15 protein-coding genes are annotated in these 15,538 nt (G+C 67.8%); 9 read left to right on the top strand and 6 right to left on the bottom strand.

Annotation, left to right across the window (positions count from 1 at the left end; all coding sequences use genetic code 11):
- Positions 1-32 precede the first annotated feature (32 nt).
- From purM to HNQ08_RS00715, 4 genes are read left to right on the top strand one after another with little or no spacing between them, the layout of a single operon-like run.
- Positions 33-1,112, top strand: a complete 1,080-nt coding sequence (purM, locus tag HNQ08_RS00730) for a phosphoribosylformylglycinamidine cyclo-ligase (protein ID WP_184127087.1) — start codon at positions 33-35, stop codon at positions 1,110-1,112.
- On the top strand, positions 1,109-1,849 hold the full coding sequence (locus HNQ08_RS00725; RefSeq protein ID WP_221283942.1) for a histidine phosphatase family protein: 741 nt from the start codon (positions 1,109-1,111) through the stop codon (positions 1,847-1,849). Before purM ends, HNQ08_RS00725 begins: the two co-directional genes overlap by 4 nt.
- Positions 1,846-2,772 carry a methylmalonyl Co-A mutase-associated GTPase MeaB gene (meaB, locus tag HNQ08_RS00720; protein ID WP_184127085.1) on the top strand — a complete coding sequence of 309 codons (927 nt, stop codon included), beginning with the start codon at positions 1,846-1,848 and terminating at the stop codon, positions 2,770-2,772. Before HNQ08_RS00725 ends, meaB begins: the two co-directional genes overlap by 4 nt.
- 10 nt (positions 2,773-2,782) lie before the next feature.
- Positions 2,783-3,313, top strand: a complete 531-nt coding sequence (locus HNQ08_RS00715) for an isoprenylcysteine carboxyl methyltransferase family protein (RefSeq protein WP_184127083.1) — start codon at positions 2,783-2,785, stop codon at positions 3,311-3,313.
- Between the two features lie 16 nt (positions 3,314-3,329).
- Here HNQ08_RS00715 and HNQ08_RS00710 read toward each other — a convergent pair whose 3' ends face one another.
- A complete protein-coding gene (locus HNQ08_RS00710) occupies positions 3,330-3,908 on the bottom strand; it encodes a hypothetical protein (protein ID WP_184127081.1) in 579 nt (192 codons plus the stop codon).
- Between the two features lie 181 nt (positions 3,909-4,089).
- Between HNQ08_RS00710 and HNQ08_RS00705 the strand changes: the two genes are divergently transcribed.
- Positions 4,090-5,262 carry an MFS transporter gene (locus HNQ08_RS00705; RefSeq protein WP_184127708.1) on the top strand — a complete coding sequence of 391 codons (1,173 nt, stop codon included), beginning with the start codon at positions 4,090-4,092 and terminating at the stop codon, positions 5,260-5,262.
- A 78-nt stretch (positions 5,263-5,340) separates the two neighbouring features.
- Here HNQ08_RS00705 and HNQ08_RS00700 read toward each other — a convergent pair whose 3' ends face one another.
- Positions 5,341-6,810 (bottom strand): glycoside hydrolase family 13 protein, encoded by a 1,470-nt coding sequence (locus tag HNQ08_RS00700; RefSeq protein WP_184127079.1) that lies wholly within the window; start codon positions 6,808-6,810, stop codon positions 5,341-5,343.
- A gap of 51 nt (positions 6,811-6,861) precedes the next feature.
- Entirely contained in the window at positions 6,862-8,172 is a 1,311-nt protein-coding gene (locus tag HNQ08_RS00695; protein WP_184127077.1) for an HD domain-containing protein, read from the bottom strand.
- Between the two features lie 79 nt (positions 8,173-8,251).
- On the opposite strand from HNQ08_RS00695, the gene HNQ08_RS00690 reads away from it, so the two are divergent.
- A complete protein-coding gene (locus HNQ08_RS00690) occupies positions 8,252-8,716 on the top strand; it encodes a universal stress protein (protein ID WP_184127075.1) in 465 nt (154 codons plus the stop codon).
- Positions 8,713-9,627, top strand: coding sequence for a lactate/malate family dehydrogenase (locus HNQ08_RS00685; protein ID WP_184127073.1), 915 nt, complete (start codon positions 8,713-8,715; stop codon positions 9,625-9,627). Before HNQ08_RS00690 ends, HNQ08_RS00685 begins: the two co-directional genes overlap by 4 nt.
- Here HNQ08_RS00685 and HNQ08_RS00680 read toward each other — a convergent pair.
- From HNQ08_RS00680 to HNQ08_RS00670, 3 genes are read right to left on the bottom strand one after another with little or no spacing between them, the layout of a single operon-like run.
- A complete protein-coding gene (locus HNQ08_RS00680; RefSeq protein ID WP_184127071.1) occupies positions 9,596-10,765 on the bottom strand; it encodes an LptA/OstA family protein in 1,170 nt (389 codons plus the stop codon). The two genes, HNQ08_RS00685 and HNQ08_RS00680, sit on opposite strands and share 32 nt — an antisense overlap.
- A gap of 10 nt (positions 10,766-10,775) precedes the next feature.
- Complete coding sequence (locus HNQ08_RS00675; protein ID WP_184127069.1) at positions 10,776-11,663, bottom strand: LptA/OstA family protein; 888 nt, start codon at positions 11,661-11,663, stop codon at positions 10,776-10,778.
- Positions 11,664-11,722: 59 nt separating this feature from the next.
- Entirely contained in the window at positions 11,723-12,325 is a 603-nt protein-coding gene (locus tag HNQ08_RS00670) for a hypothetical protein (RefSeq protein WP_221283960.1), read from the bottom strand.
- A 133-nt stretch (positions 12,326-12,458) separates the two neighbouring features.
- Here HNQ08_RS00670 and HNQ08_RS00665 point away from each other — a divergent pair, with 133 nt between their 5' ends.
- The gene (locus tag HNQ08_RS00665; protein ID WP_184127065.1) at positions 12,459-13,253 is read left to right on the top strand and encodes a TatD family hydrolase; all 795 of its coding nucleotides are present in this window, start codon (positions 12,459-12,461) and stop codon (positions 13,251-13,253) included.
- Between the two features lie 266 nt (positions 13,254-13,519).
- Entirely contained in the window at positions 13,520-15,469 is a 1,950-nt protein-coding gene (thrS, locus tag HNQ08_RS00660) for a threonine--tRNA ligase (RefSeq protein WP_184127063.1), read from the top strand.
- The last annotated feature ends 69 nt before the right edge of the window (positions 15,470-15,538 follow it).

Raw genomic sequence — 15,538 nt, 5'->3', positions numbered from 1 at the left:
CCATGCCCGCTTACACGCGGGGCAGGAGGACCATGACTCAGACCGATAGGGACGCCCCAGCCGCGTCCGCCTACGAACGTGCGGGCGTCAGCATCGACGCCGGACACCGCGCTGTGGCGTTGATGAAAGACGCCGTGGCCCGCACCCACACCCCTGCCGTGCTGGGCAGCATCGGAGGCTTTGGCGGCCTGTTCAGCGCCAAGGCCTTCGCCAATCTGGCGGACCCCGTTCTGGTGGCCTCCACCGACGGCGTGGGCACCAAGACCAAGGTGGCCGTGCGGCTGGGGCAACCCGGTGGCCTGGGCGCCGACATCGTCAACCACTGCGTCAACGACATTCTGGTGCAGGGCGCGCGGCCTCTGTTCTTCCTGGATTACGTGGCGATGGGCAGGCTGGACCCCGAGAGCGTGGCTGCCGTGGTCACTGGCGCGGCGCAGGCCTGCGGGGCGCTGGGCGTGGCCCTGCTGGGCGGCGAGACCGCCGAGATGCCCGGCGTGTACGTGGACGGCGAACTGGACATCGTGGGCACGATTGTCGGCGTGGTGGACCGCCCGGCGCTGGTGGACGGCTCGCGCATCGAGGCTGGTGACGCTGTGATCGCGCTGCCCAGCGCGGGGCTGCACACCAACGGCTTCTCGCTGGCGCGGCTGGCGCTGGACGGGCTGGACTGGCACGAGGAACGCGCCGATCTGGACGGGCAGACCCTGGCCACGCTGCTGCCGGTGCCGCACCGCGCCTACGTCACCGCCCACGATGCCCTGCGGGCGGCCGGGGTGGACGTGCGTGGCATGGCGCACATCACGGGCGGCGGCCTGATCGACAACCCCCCCCGCGTGTTCCCATCGGGGGTGGGCATGCACATCGACACCGCGTCGTGGACCGTGCCGCCGTTGTTCGAGCTGATCGTGCGGGAGGCGCAGGTGGAGCGTTCCGAGGCCTTCCGCGCCCTGAATATGGGCGTCGGCTTTCTGTTCATCGTGCCTGCGTCGGACTCGGCGTCGGCCCTGAGCGCCCTGCGCGGCGCGGGCGAGCAGCCCTGGATCATCGGGCAGATGGTGGCGGGGAGCGGCGTAACCTTCGACCCCATGACCCCGGACGGGGGAAGCGCTTGACCTCCTCCACCCGGTCCCGGATCTCCAAGTCCCGGCTGGCCCCCTTCGGCTTCACGCCGCCGGATCGCCGCAGCGCCACTGAATTCTGGGTGGTCCGTCACGGCGAGAGCACCTGGAACACTGAAGGCCGCTATCAGGGTCAGGCCGACGTGCCGCTGAGTCACGTCGGCGTCCTTCAGGCGGCCAGCCTCGCCGAGCGCCTGACCGGACAGCACTTCGACGCGGTGTACACCAGTGACCTGTTGCGCGCTTCCCAGACGGCGGAAACGGTGGCAGAGCGCCTGGAGGGAGCGCCCACGGTGCGGCCCGATCCCGGCCTGCGTGAGATCGACGTGGGCGAGCTGTCGGGTCTGGTGATCGCCGACATCCGGGAGCGCCATCCTGACTATCTGGAGGCCCTCAAGACCGATCCCTGGACCACCCGCCGGCCCGGCGGCGAGAGCATGAAGGACCTGTACACCCGCAGCGGCGCGGCGCTGGACGCCCTGCGCGCCCGCCATCCGGGACAGCGCGTGCTGGTCTTCACGCACGGCGGGGTGGTGCGCGTGGCGGTGGGGCTGGCACTGGGCGGCGTTCCTGCCAACGCCTGGGCGCGCCTGAGCGTCACCAACACCAGCATCACCCGCGTGTTGCTGGGCGAGAACAGCGGCACCCTGCTGGGCTTCAACGACGACGCGCACCTGGAGGACCTGATCGAGGCGACGGAGGCCGACGATGTGCTGGGGCAGACCCAGTGACCACCCCCGCCCCGGACCTCGCCGCCCGCTACCACGCTGGAGATCTGCGCGCCCTGGCCCGCGCCGTCACGCTGGCCGAGGCGGGACTTGCGTCCGCACGGCCCCTGCTCAAGCTCGCGCGGGCCGGCGGCATCCGTTCGGTGGTGCTGGGCATCACGGGCAGCCCTGGCAGCGGCAAGAGCACGCTGACCGACGCCCTGATCGCGGAGTTGCGGGCGCAGGGCAAACGGGTGGCGGTGCTGGCAGTGGACCCCAGCAGCCCGTATTCGGGCGGGGCCATTCTGGGGGACCGCATCCGCATGCTGCGCCACCACGCCGATTCCGGGGTGTTCGTGCGCTCGCTGGCCAGCCGCGGCGCGCTGGGCGGGCTGTCGGCCCGCACGATGGCCGTGCTGGCGCTGCTGGAAGGCGGCGGTTTCGACTGGATCATCCTGGAAACCGTCGGTGTCGGTCAGTCTGAGGTGGACGTGGCCGCCGCCTGTGACCATACCCTGTTGGTGGTCACCCCCGCCGGGGGCGACGGCGTGCAGGCGTTCAAGGCCGGCATCATGGAAATTGCCGATGTGATTGCCGTGAACAAGTCGGACCTCCCCGGCGCGTCCCGCACGGTGCGTGAGCTGACGAGCGCCCAGGCGCTGGGCTGGCACGACGAGCACACCTGGCTGGCCCCGGTCCGCAAGACCATCGCTTCGGCGGGTGAGGGCATCGTCAGCGTGATCGAGGCGGTCCTGAAACACCGCGCCCATCTGGGCGAGGCGGGCCTGCAGGAACGCCGCCGCCTGCGCGCCGAATTCGAGGTGCGTTCGCTGGTGCAGGAACGCCTGTTGCGCCGCGCCCGCGAGGCGGGAGACCTCTACGCCCGCGTGGCGCGTGGCGAACTGGACGCCGAGGCGGCAGCGGACGAGTTGCTGGGCCAGCCGTGAGTACAGGGCAGTGAAGGCCCGCACCCTCGCCCCGATCCTGCTGGCCTTTCTGAGCGTTCAGCGCCTGCTGGAGTTGCGGGTGGCCCGCGCCAACGAACGCTGGGCGCGCGGGCGTGGCGCAGTGGAGTACGGTCAGGGGCACTACCCGCTGTTCTTTGTGCTGCACCCGGCCTGGATGCTGTCTACCCTGCTGGAGGGCCGTGCGTCCGGGCGGCGTGTCCACTGGCCCGCGCTGGCGCTGTTCATGCTGGCGCAGCCGCTGCGCTACTGGGTCATCCGCACGCTGGGCCGGTTTTGGAACACCCGCATTCTGATCGTGCCGGGCGGCGAGCGCGTCACAGGCGGGCCCTTCCGCTTTCTCAAGCATCCCAATTACGCGGTGGTGGCGCTGGAACTGGCGGCCGCGCCGCTGGCAGTGGGCGCGTGGCGCACGGCTTTTGTCTTCACGCTGCTGAACGCCGGACTGCTGCTGCTGATCCGGATTCCGGCCGAGGAGCGGGCGCTGGCACACTACGCCCTGGCCCGGGCGGAACAGGACTGAACTGCGGCCCTGCGCCCTACTCGGGGTGAGGAAAGCGCCGTTCGACTTCCAGTCCTCTGGGGGTGTCGGCAATCTGCAGCGCGGCGTGGACCGACATCCCCTGCAATTCCAGGCGTGTGCGGCCCCGGAAATTGGTGCGCTCCACCACGGCGGCCACCGCGCCCACGGTCCAGCCGCGCTTGGCGGCCAGCAGCGCAATCAGCAGTTCGGGCAGACCGTCCTGAAGCTGCCGGGTCAGGATCACGGCGGTCTGGAGATCCTCGGGCAGGGGGTCCGGCGTCGGCAGCGACCAGTGGTTCGGCTGTTCGTCGGGCACTTCCGTGCCCTGCTCGCCGGACGGCCCAGGACTTCCTCCTGCAAGCATGGTCGGGTCCGGCAGGGCCACCACGACTGGTGTTCCGCGCATGCGTCCCAGGACGCGCGCCATCCGCTCGGCGTCCGGCAGGGCGATCACCACGTCGAAATAGGGCAGCGTCAGGTTGAAATGATCCAGCACGGCGGTGCGGTCACGCAGGCTCAGGTCGCGCAGGCGGTCCTCAAACTGCGTCTCGCTGGGCAGCGCCCGTGTAATGACAGCGAGAAGCGATTGGGCCATGCCTTAGCCTAACGCTTTCCCAGCGCGGTGGAAACACTCTGTTCAGACGGGACTGGGCTGGCGCTGGGGGCAGGCGTCGGGGGCAACTGTGCAGGCCGCCCCTGAATTGCCTGGCCGGACGGTTCTGCCTGACCGGACGGTGGAGCAGCATGGCGGCCCAGTGCGGAGTAATGTGCGGTCCATGCAGGTCCGTGTCAGCTCCCCAACGCCCATGATCCAGCACGGCACGGCCATCGCCCTCGCCGTCACTGCGGGGCATTTCATCAACGACGCCTACGGCGCGATGCTCACGCCCCTGATGCCTGCCCTGCAGAGCAAGTACGGGGTCAGCATCGCCGCTGTCACGCTGCTGTCCAGCGTCTACAGCCTGACCAGCAGCGTGATGCAGCCCCTGCTGGGCATCCTGGGCGAGAGCCTGGACCGCCGCTACGCTGCCGCGCTGGGGCCGCTGATGACTGGCCTGGGCCTGACCATGATGGGTTTCGTGCCGCTGTTCGGGGCGCTGATCCTGCTGGTGGCGGTGGCGGGTTTCGGCAGCGGCTTCTTTCACCCGGCGGGGTCCGCGTACGTCGCGCACAACAGCCCGCCGGACAAGCGCGGGTTGTGGGCCAGCATCTTCAGCGCGGGCGGGACGGCGGGCATGGCGCTGGGACCGGTCTTCGCCGGGGTGGGCCTGACGCACCTCCCGTGGTTTGCCCTGATTGGCGTGCTGTTCGCGGCCATGACCTTTGCCGTCACGCCGTCCGGCACGCAGAAGGCCCGGAAATTCAAGCTGCGCGAGTACGCCCAGATCTTCAGGGGGCCGATGCAGTGGTTGTGGGGGATGGCGGTGCTGCGCTCGCTGGCCAGCATGGGCTACAACACCATGCTCCCTTTCATGCTGTTCGCGCGGGGCTTCGGGCAGCGCGAGGTAGGCATCACGCTGGCCATCTACGCGCTGGCCAGCGCCCTGGGCGGCATCGTGGGCGGGCGCCTAAGTGACCGCTACGGGCGCACCCCTGTGCTGCGCGCCGCCATTCTGACCACCATTCCGTTCTTCGCCGTGCTGATCCTGTCGCATCCCGGCCAGTGGTGGTTCTACCCGCTCACCTTTGTGGTGGGTGCGGCGGTCAACGCCAGCATCCCGGTGGGGGTGGTCACGGCCCAGGAATACGCCCCGGAGCATGTGGCCGTGGCCAGCAGCATCATGATGGGCTTTTCCTGGGGCTTCGCTGGCCTGCTGATTTTCCTGGTCGGCATGCTGGCCGATGTCACCACCCCCACCACGGCAGCTCTGGTCAGCATCAGCCTCCTGATTCCCAGCGCCGTGATCGCCTACCGCCTGCCCGAACCGGACAAGGCGGAGTTCAGCTGAGCGTTGGGGAAAGGTCACAGAGGCCCACGGCGGCAGGGGAGTTTTGCCCTTCGGGGCTGGCCTGAGCGGGGAGTGCGCTCAGCCCTCTCCCTCCCACACCAGGACCATGCCGCCCCGCGCTGGAAGTTCCAGGCCGGCACCTTCTCTCAGCTCGTACGTCTGGCCGCTGAGCACGTCTCGGTAGGTGCCGGGCTTCACGCCGCGCAGCGGCACGCGGCCCGGAGCCTGGGCGCAGTTGAGAGCGACGTAAGCACAGTGGTTCTCATGGCCACGCTCGAACAGAAGGGCCTCGCCCTGAGCGTGCAGGACCTCGAAACTGCCGCGCTGCAATGGGCGGCTGGCGTGGCGGGCTACCGTTAACTTGCGCGTCAGCTCCAGCGTGTCCAGATCCCACTCTGTATCGTTCCAGGGAAAGGCCCGGCGACAGTCGGGATCGGGGCCTCCGTGCAACCCGATCTCGTCGCCGTAGTAGATGCACGGCGCGCCGGGGTAGGTCATCTGGAAGATGGTGGCCAGGCGGTAGGCCGTGGTATCGCCGCCCACCGCCGTGATGAAGCGGGCCGTGTCGTGCGAGTCCAGCAGATTGAGCTGGGCACTGACGATCTCGGGGTGGTACATGCGGGCCACCTCGGTCATGCGGGCGGCGAAGGCGGGGGCATCCACCGGATCCACGCGGCCCGTGCCGCTGCGCTCGTTCATGGGATGGTCCAGCGTTCTGGCCCCGAAGAAAGCCAGGCAGGGTCGGGTGAAGTGGTAGTTCATCACGGCGTCGAACTGGTCGCCGCGCAGCCAGCGGTGGGCGTCGCCCCAGATCTCGCCGACGATGTAGGCGTCGGGGTTGATCGCCTTGACCCGGCGGCGGAACTCCTGCCAGAAGGAGTCGTCGTCGATTTCGTTGGGCACGTCCAGCCGCCAGCCGTCGATGCCGAAGCGGGTCCAGTACTCGGCCACCTCCCACAGGAAGTCGCGGACGGCGGGGTTATCGGTGTTGAACTTGGGCAGGGCGCGGTTGCCCCACCACGCCGCGTATCCGGCAGGCCGGGAGTCGTCATAGGCGTGCAGCGGCCAGCTCTCCGGGTGGAACCAGTCGCGGTAGGCGCTGGCCTCACCCTGTTCCAGCAGGTCGTTGAACTGGAAAAAGCCCCGGCTGCTGTGGTTGAACACGCCGTCCAGCACCACGCGTATGCCGCGGGCGTGGGCCTCGTCAATCAGGGCGCGCAGCGCCGCATTGCCGCCCAGCATGGGATCCACCTGAAAGTAGTCGTGGGTGTGGTAGCGGTGATTTGAAGCCGACTGGAAGACCGGACAGAAGTAGATGGCGTTCACGCCCAGACCCTGAATATGGTCCAGGTGCTGGGTCACGCCCCACAGGTCGCCGCCCATGTAGCGGTTGAATTCCGGGGTGTCCCCCCACGGCTGCAAGTTCAGGCCGGTCACCCGCCCGCTGCGCGCGAAGCGGTCCGGGAAGATCTGGTAAAACACGGCGTCCTTGACCCAGTCGGGGGTGGTGGGATGGTCGGTCTGGGGAGCGGTCAACACGGCGGTCATTTGCGCGCCAGCATAGCGGAGCAGGCCTGACAAAGGTCATTCAGGCGGCTGCTAGCGTCTGTCCGTGTTGTGCTCCGCCCAGGCCCTGACGAAGGTCCGCGCCTGCGCCTCGTCCATTACCTCGCCCAGCGCCACCCCCTCGTCCAGTGCCCGCATCACCTCGCCCACGCGGGGGCCGGGCGGGATGTCCAGCAGGGCCATCACGTCCGCCCCCGTCAGCAGCGGCCTGGGCTGTGCAGGGCGGTCCTCCAGCGCCTCCAGCACCCGGCCCATGGCGACGGCGTAGGCGTGGCGGCTGGCGTCAGAGCTGCTCGGCCCCCGCGCGGCCTCGCGGTCCGCCAGCATCACCCACAGCAGGTCCGGCAGCAGATCGCGGCGGCGGTGGACAAAGCGCCGGGCCTCCTTTTCCCCGGCGGGCAGCGGGACCATATGGGCTTCCACCAGCCGGGCCGCGTGCCTGATGTCGTCGCCCGGCAATTTCAGGCGGCCCAGCATCTGCGTCGTCAATGCCGCCCCCAGCTTGTCGTGGCCGTAAAAGTGGGTGAGGCCCGTGTCGGGGTCCACGGTATGGGAGCGGGGTTTGCCCACATCATGGAGGAGTGCGGCCCAGCGCAGGGGCAGCGGCGCGTCCGGCAGGCGGGCCAGCAGCTGGTGCAGTGCCTCCAGTCCATGCTCGAAAACGTCCAGATGGTGGAAACCGCCCTGCTGGAGGCCAATGCCCTCACGCAGTTCGGGCAGGGTCAGGGCGAGCAGGCCCAAGTCTTCAAGGCGTTTCAGACCGTGGGCGGCGTTCGGGTGCAGCAGCAGGGCGTGCACCTCGTCGCGGATGCGCTCGGTGGCCGGCATCTTCAGCGTGCCGCCCGCCAGTTCCGCCGCCACCGCTCGCACCTCCCCTTCCGTTCCGGGCTCCAGCCGGAAGCCCAGCGTGATCTCCAGCCGCCCCGCCCGCCACGCCCGCAGCGGATCGGCCCGCAGGTTGGCCGCGCTCACCATCCGCAGCTGCCGCGCCTTTACGTCCGCTCGTCCGTTCGACGGGTCCAGCACCTGCCGGTCTTCAGTGATGGCCAGCGCGTTGACGGTAAAATCCCGCCGCAGGAGGTCCTGATTCACGTCGGCGGGCAGCGGCACGAAGTCGTGGTGGACCTCGCCCGGCAGGTGTACCCGCCAGTAGCCGCGTTCCTCGTCCAGCGGGAAGGCCGAGCCGCCCAGCGCGTCCGCCATCGTCCGCGCGGCCCCCACCGGCTCCGGCACAGCCCAGTCGTAATCTTTCGGGGACTCGCCGCGCAGCCAGTCCCGCGCCGCGCCGCCCACCAGCAGGCCTCCGGACGGAAAGGGGGGGAGGGGCCGGCGGCGGCGGAACATGGGGAACATGGTAAGGGCAAGCCGCCGCCTTCCGCCCGTGACCTTGTCTCGCACCCACTCACGCGAGTAAGTTGCAGGCATGACCCAGAGTGAACCGACCTCGACTGGTTTTGCCAAGATTGCCGTGGGCGTGGATTTCTCGCCCTCCAGCCAGCACGCGCTGGCGGTGGCCCGGGCCCGCTTCCCCGGTGCGCAGATCCGGCTGCTGCACGTCACTGACGCGCGCGTGACCGCCTCGCCGGACCTGATGGGCGGCGTGACCCCGGCGGTCTTCGATGCGGGGCTGCTGAACTCGCTGGAGGACTCCGACGCCCGGCGGCTGGCCGCGCTGATGCAGGACGGCGAGGAAACCGAGCAACTCGTGGGCGATCCGGTGACCGGCATCGTGGAGGCCGCTGCGCGCTGGGGCGCGGACCTGATCGTGGTCGGCACGCACGCGCAGGGTGCGCTCGAACACTTCTTCATCGGCAGCAGCGCCGAGAAGATCGTGGGCCGCAGCCATACCCCGGTGCTGACCGTTCGTCTGCCCGACCGCCACACATGAAAGTCGGAGTCGTCGGCGCAGGGCTGGTGGGGGCCACCGCCGCTTACGCGATGACCCTGCGCGATTCGTGCAGTGAGCTGGTCCTGGTCGATCAGGACGGAGGCCGGGCGCAAGCCGAGGCCCAGGATATTGCCCACGCTGCCCCGATCAGCCACGGCGTGCGGGTGGAAAGCGGCGACTACGCGGCGCTGGAGGGCAGCCGGGTGGTCCTGGTGGCTGCGGGGGCCAACCAGAAGCCCGGTGAGGGCCGCCCGGAATTGCTGGACCGCAACGCCGAGATCTTCCGGCAGATCATCCCGCAGGTGGCCGCGTGCGCTCCCGGCGCGGTGCTGCTGATCGCCACCAACCCGGTGGATGCGCTGACCGATCTGGCCGTTCGGCTGGCTCCCGGCCACGCGGTGATGGGGTCCGGCACGGTGCTGGACAGCGCGCGGCTGCGCTGGCTGATCGCGCAGCACGCCGGTGTGGACGCCACCAATGTTCACGGCTACGTGCTGGGCGAGCACGGCGACAGCGAGGTTATCGCCTGGAGCAGCGCCACGGTGGCCGGGCTGCCGGTGGCCGAATTCATGGCGGCGCGCGGCCTGCCCTGGACTCCCGAAATCCGTGCCGGGATCGAGGCCGGTACGCGGGGCGCCGCCGCCAGCATTATCGGTGGCAAGCGGGCCACCTATTACGGCATTGGCGCGGCGCTGGCCCGCATTGTCGAGCGGGTGCTGGGGGACCGCCGGGCCGTGCTGACCGTCAGCGCGCCCACTCCCGAATACGGCGTCAGCCTCAGCCTGCCGCGTATCGTGGCGTCGGGAGGCATCGAGGCCAGCGTGCTGCCCAACCTGACCGACGAAGAAAAGACCGCACTGGAGCGCAGTGCGGCCGTCCTCAGGGCGTCGGTGGCGAGGCTGGGTCTGTAGGTCCGGGCGGCGGGGCGTCTGGGTTGTCGGAGTTGGGGTCTGGCGTGCCTGAAGAAGGTGCGGGAGACACAGGACTGGTCGCGGGCGCGGTCCCCGGGGCCGAGCTGGTTCCAGGCGTGTCTCCCTCCTCCACAAATTCCCCGGTGATGGTCCCGCCCTCGGCTTTCACGGCGTAGACCTCGTTCTTCTCGAGATCGTACAGGATCATCCCGGCCCGCAGGGTATCGCCGCCCTTGACGCTCACGGCAGGCTGCTCCGGCGTGCCGATCAAGCGGGCCAGGTTCGCGGCGTCGTCATATTCTACCCGTCCCGCCCGGCTGACGCGCCCGCCCTCGCTATTCAGGACCACGTTGCCCACCAGCGTGGTCTTCTCCTCGTCCACGTTGACCTCAATGCGCTCACTGCTGCCGGTCAGCGGGTCCGTCTCGTTGGCCCGCCGGAAGGTTACGGGGCCGTCAATGCGGGCGATACCGTCCGTCTCGTCGTAGACCAGTTTCTGACCTTTCAGTTCGGTCTTGCCCTGGGTGACAAATACAGTGTCGGGGACGGATTTGGGGGTGGCCTCCACGCCGCAACGGGGCAGGCGCTCGGTAGCGTCGGCGGGAACATCATCCAGAAAGCGGGCCGTTCCGGCGCTGGCTTCCACCCGTCCGTCGCTGCCCTCCTCGCCGTCTCCGGGCTGCTGCTGCGTGACCACCGCCAGGGGCACCCGAATCACATTCTTGTCGATGGTGATCCGCACGCCTCCAGGTCCGGTTTCGCTGAAGACGGCCAGCGTGGGCGCATCCTTCGGGTCTTCCTCCTGCGGGCTGCACAGGGCAAAGATGCCCGTGTCGTCACTGGTTCCCGTCCGCACGATGCGGATGCGCCGCTCCTGGCCGTCGGTGTCACTCTTGCGGACCAGTTCCAGGCTGGAGGTTTCCGCCCCCGGCTCCGTTTCGGTGGTGTCCGGAGCGGAAGGGGTGGCCTGATCTGGGACCGCAGGAGTGGGGGTCTGCTGAGGCTCGGTCTGGCCTGGAGGGGTGGCAGGAGCCGCATCCTGCGCCAGCACCCACGCTGGCAGCCCTGTGCCAAGGATCAGGGCCAGGGTGACGCCCACCCCCCTGAGCCCTGCCCGCCCGATTCCAGACCTCCGCATACCCCTCAGCTTACTTCTCGCCGCTCAGCTTGAACTGTTCGACGGGAATCTTGTACGCCGAGTTCAGGGCACGCACGCGCCCGAGGTCCGTGCGCTGTTCCAGGTAGCCGCTGGCCGGGGCGCGGACCGTGACCTTGCTCTTGCTGTCCACGCTAACCGCGTTGCCCACCACGTAGGCCACATTCTTGCGGTCGTCGTAGTACACCGCATTGCCGGTGGTGGTCTGCGTTCCCTGCACCAGTTTGACGCCGCCCGACACGTACAGCGTCTTGGTCTTGGTCAGCGCCCGGACCTCTTGACCGGTGATGGTCAGTTCCTTCTGGTTGGCCTTGGCCGCGCGGGTCAGGCTGGGCATGCCGGTCATCTGGGCCAGTTCCTTGTCCTCGTCAAAGATCAGTTTGTCGGCTTTACCAGTCTGGTTGCCGTTGGTCAGGCGGACGTTGCCCGTGCTGGTGGAGACGTTGTTGTCCACGTCCAGGCTCATCTGCGAGGCATTGATGCTCACCTTGTCGCCGTCTTCCTTGTCTTCGGGGACGAAGGTGGCGCTGGGATTGCCGCTCAGGACACCTTGCCCGGTGGCCTCGCTGTAGGCCAGGGCACTGCCGCTGGCGCTCAGGCGGCCACGGTCGACCTGCACGTTGCCTGTGAAGTTGGCGGTGCGCTTGCCTTCGGCCTCCAGCAGCGCGACTCCGCTGGGGGCGGCGAGGGTGGCCTGCGCGGCCTCAATCTTCAGGGTACTGACGGTGGCCTTGACCGGGTTACCGCTGTACGTCAGTGGTCCGGTGCGGACGTTGCCGCGCGCCCCACCCTGGATCTTGACGATGCGGTTGGGGTTGGCGGCGGTCTGGGCCAGCGCGGTCAGGCTCAGCAGACCGATCATCAGGGCAATTCGTTTCATGGTGGGACTCCTTAGTTGGATCCTAGATGGGTTTATAGGAAGGGGCAGGGGCCGGCGCTTCAGGTTCTGGGGACCAGTTTTCCGTCCTTGCAGATCTCTTCGGCCTCCGTTTTGAAGGTGGTCGAGGAGGTTTCGTTGTCCATGTCGTCGAGGTCAAACTGGAACGACATCCGCAATTTCTCGGCGTGAACATCGACCAGGGGAGACGTGATGTCGGCCACCGGCGCGGTGAAACCGTAGCCCTGCTCGATCTTGACTGGGTTCTGGGGCGGGCCGGTCATCACGATGTCCGCACACTCCTTGACCAGCCTGACGCTGGCCTTAACCGTGGTCATGTCGTCCTGGCCGTCGATGGTCAGCCCAGGCGCGTCCAGCGTGGCGTCCAGCGTTTCGCGGCCTGTCAGTCTGCCGCTAGCGTCGCGTTCCTTCAAGACCCGCTTGCCACCGGAAATGCCAGTCAGGACGGTTTCGTTGGACACCGGATTGCTGCTGACGTTCTGCGCGGCAAAACTCCACACCGCGTCCGCGTCGCGTGCGGGAAACAGGCGCAACTCCACGCCCTGCAGGGTGGCGTCCGTCTTCGGTCCCGTCCGGTCCGCGCCCGGCAAGAAGGCGAAGATCAGGGCGAAAGCGAGGATCGCCAGCAGCGCGTAGAGGCCCATTTTCTGCACGCGGGCACTCTAGCGCTCCCTCCTCATGAGAGTGGTGGGCCTGTGATGGGTGAAGGGGGGAGTGTAGTGGGGGAGAGGATCAAAGCACCAGACAGGCGGCCTGTCGAGCCTTACCCTGTCCCTCATGATCGACACCCACTGCCACCTCGACTACCTGGACGATCCGGCCTCCGCGCGCGGAGAGCTGGGCCTGAGCGCGATGGTCTGCATCGGCGCAAGCCCCGAGCATGCCCGGAACGCCGTCGTCCTGGCCGAACAGTTTCCTGACGTATACGCCACCGTGGGCCTGCATCCCACCGACACCACAGAGGACACCCCGGAGGCGCGGCGCGAGCTGGAGCAACTGGCCCGTCATCCACGCGTGGTGGGTCTGGGCGAGAGCGGACTGGACGACTACTGGGACGACACTCAGCGGGCCGCGCAACGCCGCGCCTTCGAGTGGCAACTGGAGCTCGCGCAACGCCTGGGCAAGCCGCTGGTAATTCACACCCGCGACCAACAGGGCCAGGACAGTGCCCACCGGGGCGTGATGGACGTGCTGGGCCAGTGGCCGGACGTGCCCGTCATCCTGCACTGCTTCAGCGGTCACCCGGACCTGCTGCGCTTTGGGCTGGAGCGCGGCGAGCACACCTTCTTCGGCTTCGCGGGCAACACCACCTACAAGAACGCCCACGAGATTCACGAGGCCGCCCGTACGCTGCCCCTGGAACGCATGCTGCTCGAAACGGACGCGCCCTTCCTGGCCCCCGTGCCCAAACGCGGCAAGCCCAACCGCCCCGGCTACGTGCGCCACACGCTGGATTTTATCGCCAGTCTGCGTGAGATGCCTGCCGACGTGCTGGAGCGAATGACGGACGCGAACGCGCGTCGGGCCTACCGGCTGGGAACGCGGGCCGAGGCGTCAGAGGCTGCTGTCTAACGGCCCCTTCGATTCCACAAGAGCCTCTGATGTCATTTGCGGTCTGGCCTTGCCCCATCCGCCTCTAAACCGCTATCCTGAACCCATGAAGTCACGCGCCCATCACTCCGGTCTGGTGATGGCAGCCGTGTGGCGGCGAATACCCCAGCATCCCGGTCTGAACACGCGAACTCCACGCGCCTGAAAACCTGTCCACGGTTTTCAGGCGTTGTGCTGACCTCGCGGCCAGACCGGGCTTTTTTGTGCTCAACCAAGGAGTAAAAACCATGCACGTTTATCTTCCCGATGGAAAACAACTGGACCTCCCGCAGGGGGCCACGGCCCTGGACGCCGCTCAGGCGATTGGCCCGCGCCTGGCCCAGGACGCGCTGGCCGCCACCGCCAACGGCGTGCTGACGGACCTGATGACCCCTCTGCCCGAGGGCGCGGAGATCAGCCTGATCACCAAGAAGAATCCGGGACAGGCGCAGAGCGTTTTCCGGCACTCGCTGGGCCACGTTCTCAGTCAGGCGGTGGGCGAGTATTACGAGGGCAAGGGCTACCCCCGCGAGGCGGTGAAACGTGGCGTCGGCCCCAGCATCGAGAACGGGTTCTACCAGGACTTCGATCTGCCCGAACCGCTGGGCGAGGAGGAGCTGCCCGAGATCGAGAAGCTCATGCGTGAGATCATCGGGCGCGGCCTGGACATCATCCGGACCGAGGTGAGCAAGGCCGAGGCACTGGAGCAATTTTCCTTCGATCCCTACAAGGTGGAGCTGATTTCCGAGTTGCCCGACGGGCAGCCGATCACCTTCTACACGCAGGGCGAGTACGTGGATCTGTGCCGGGGGCCGCACTTCCCCAACACCGGCAAGCTGCCCGTGGCTTTCAAGCTGACCAGCACCAGCGGCGCTTACTGGCGGGGCAATGAGAAGAACCCGATTCTCCAGCGCATCTACGGCGTGGCCTTTGCCACCCAGAAGGAGCTGGACGAGTACCTGGAGCGGCTGGAAGAGGCCAAGCGCCGCGATCACCGCAAGCTGGGCCGTGAACTGGAACTGTTCACCATTGACCCGCTGGTGGGCAAGGGCCTGCCGCTGTGGCTGCCCAACGGCACGGTGTTGCGCGAGGAACTGGCCGCCTTTCTCAAGGAGCAGCAGTTCCGGCGCGGCTACCAGGGCGTTATCACACCCAACATCGGCAACCTGGAGCTGTACAAGACCAGCGGCCACTATCAGAATTACTCGGAGAGCAACTTTTCGCCGATCACGGTCGATGACGAGCAGTACATGCTCAAGCCGATGAACTGCCCGCACCACATCCGCATCTATGACAGCAAGCCTCGCAGTTACCGCGACCTCCCGGTGCGCCTGGCCGAATTCGGCACGGTCTACCGTTACGAACAGTCTGGCGAACTGAACGGTTTGACGAGGGTGCGCGGCTTCACGCAGGACGACGCGCATATCTTCTGCCGGCCCGATCAGCTTAAAAAAGAGTTCCTGGACGTGCTGGACTTGACGGTGCTGGTGCTGCGGACCTTCGGCATGAACGACGTGCGCTTCCGCGTCGGCACCCGTGATCCCCAGAGCGACAAGTACGTGGGCGACGCCGAGAACTGGCAGGTGGCGGAAGACCAGATCATTCAGGCGGTGGAAGAAGTGGGCCTGCCCTACAGCATCGAGCCGGGCGACGCCGCCTTCTACGGTCCCAAGCTGGATTTCGTGGTCAAGGATGTGCTGGGACGTGAGTGGCAGCTGGGCACCATTCAGGTGGACTACAACCTGCCCGAACGCTTCGACATCTCCTACGTCGGCGAGGACGGCCAGGACCACCGCCCGGTCATGATCCACCGCGCGCCCTTCGGAAGTCTGGAACGCTTCGTGGGCATCTTGATCGAGCATTACGCCGGGGCCTTCCCGCTGTGGCTGGCCCCGCGCCAGATCGCCATTGTGCCCATTGCGGACCGCCACAACGCCTACGCCGAGGAACTGCGCACCGAGCTGCACGCAGCGGGGCTGCGAGCCGAGGTGGACGATTCCAGCAACCGCATGCAGGCCAAGGTCCGCAACGCCGAGCTGTCCAAGATCCCCGTGATCCTGATCGTGGGTGACAAGGAGCAGGAGGCCCGCGAGGTCAGCACCCGCGAGCGCTGGCCCGACGGTCACCGGGAGCGCAAGGGTGTGCGCTTCGACGAGCTGAAGGCCGAGTTGCTCGAACGGTACAAGAGCCGCAGCTAGGGAGAATGACAGAAGGCCGCCTGCCGGAGTTCGGGGGCGGCCTATTTGCATGTCAGCGTCCTGCTGGAA

Source organism: Deinococcus humi (assembly GCF_014201875.1).
Classification (GTDB): domain Bacteria; phylum Deinococcota; class Deinococci; order Deinococcales; family Deinococcaceae; genus Deinococcus; species Deinococcus humi.
This window is presented reverse-complemented; position numbering and strand designations above follow the sequence as displayed.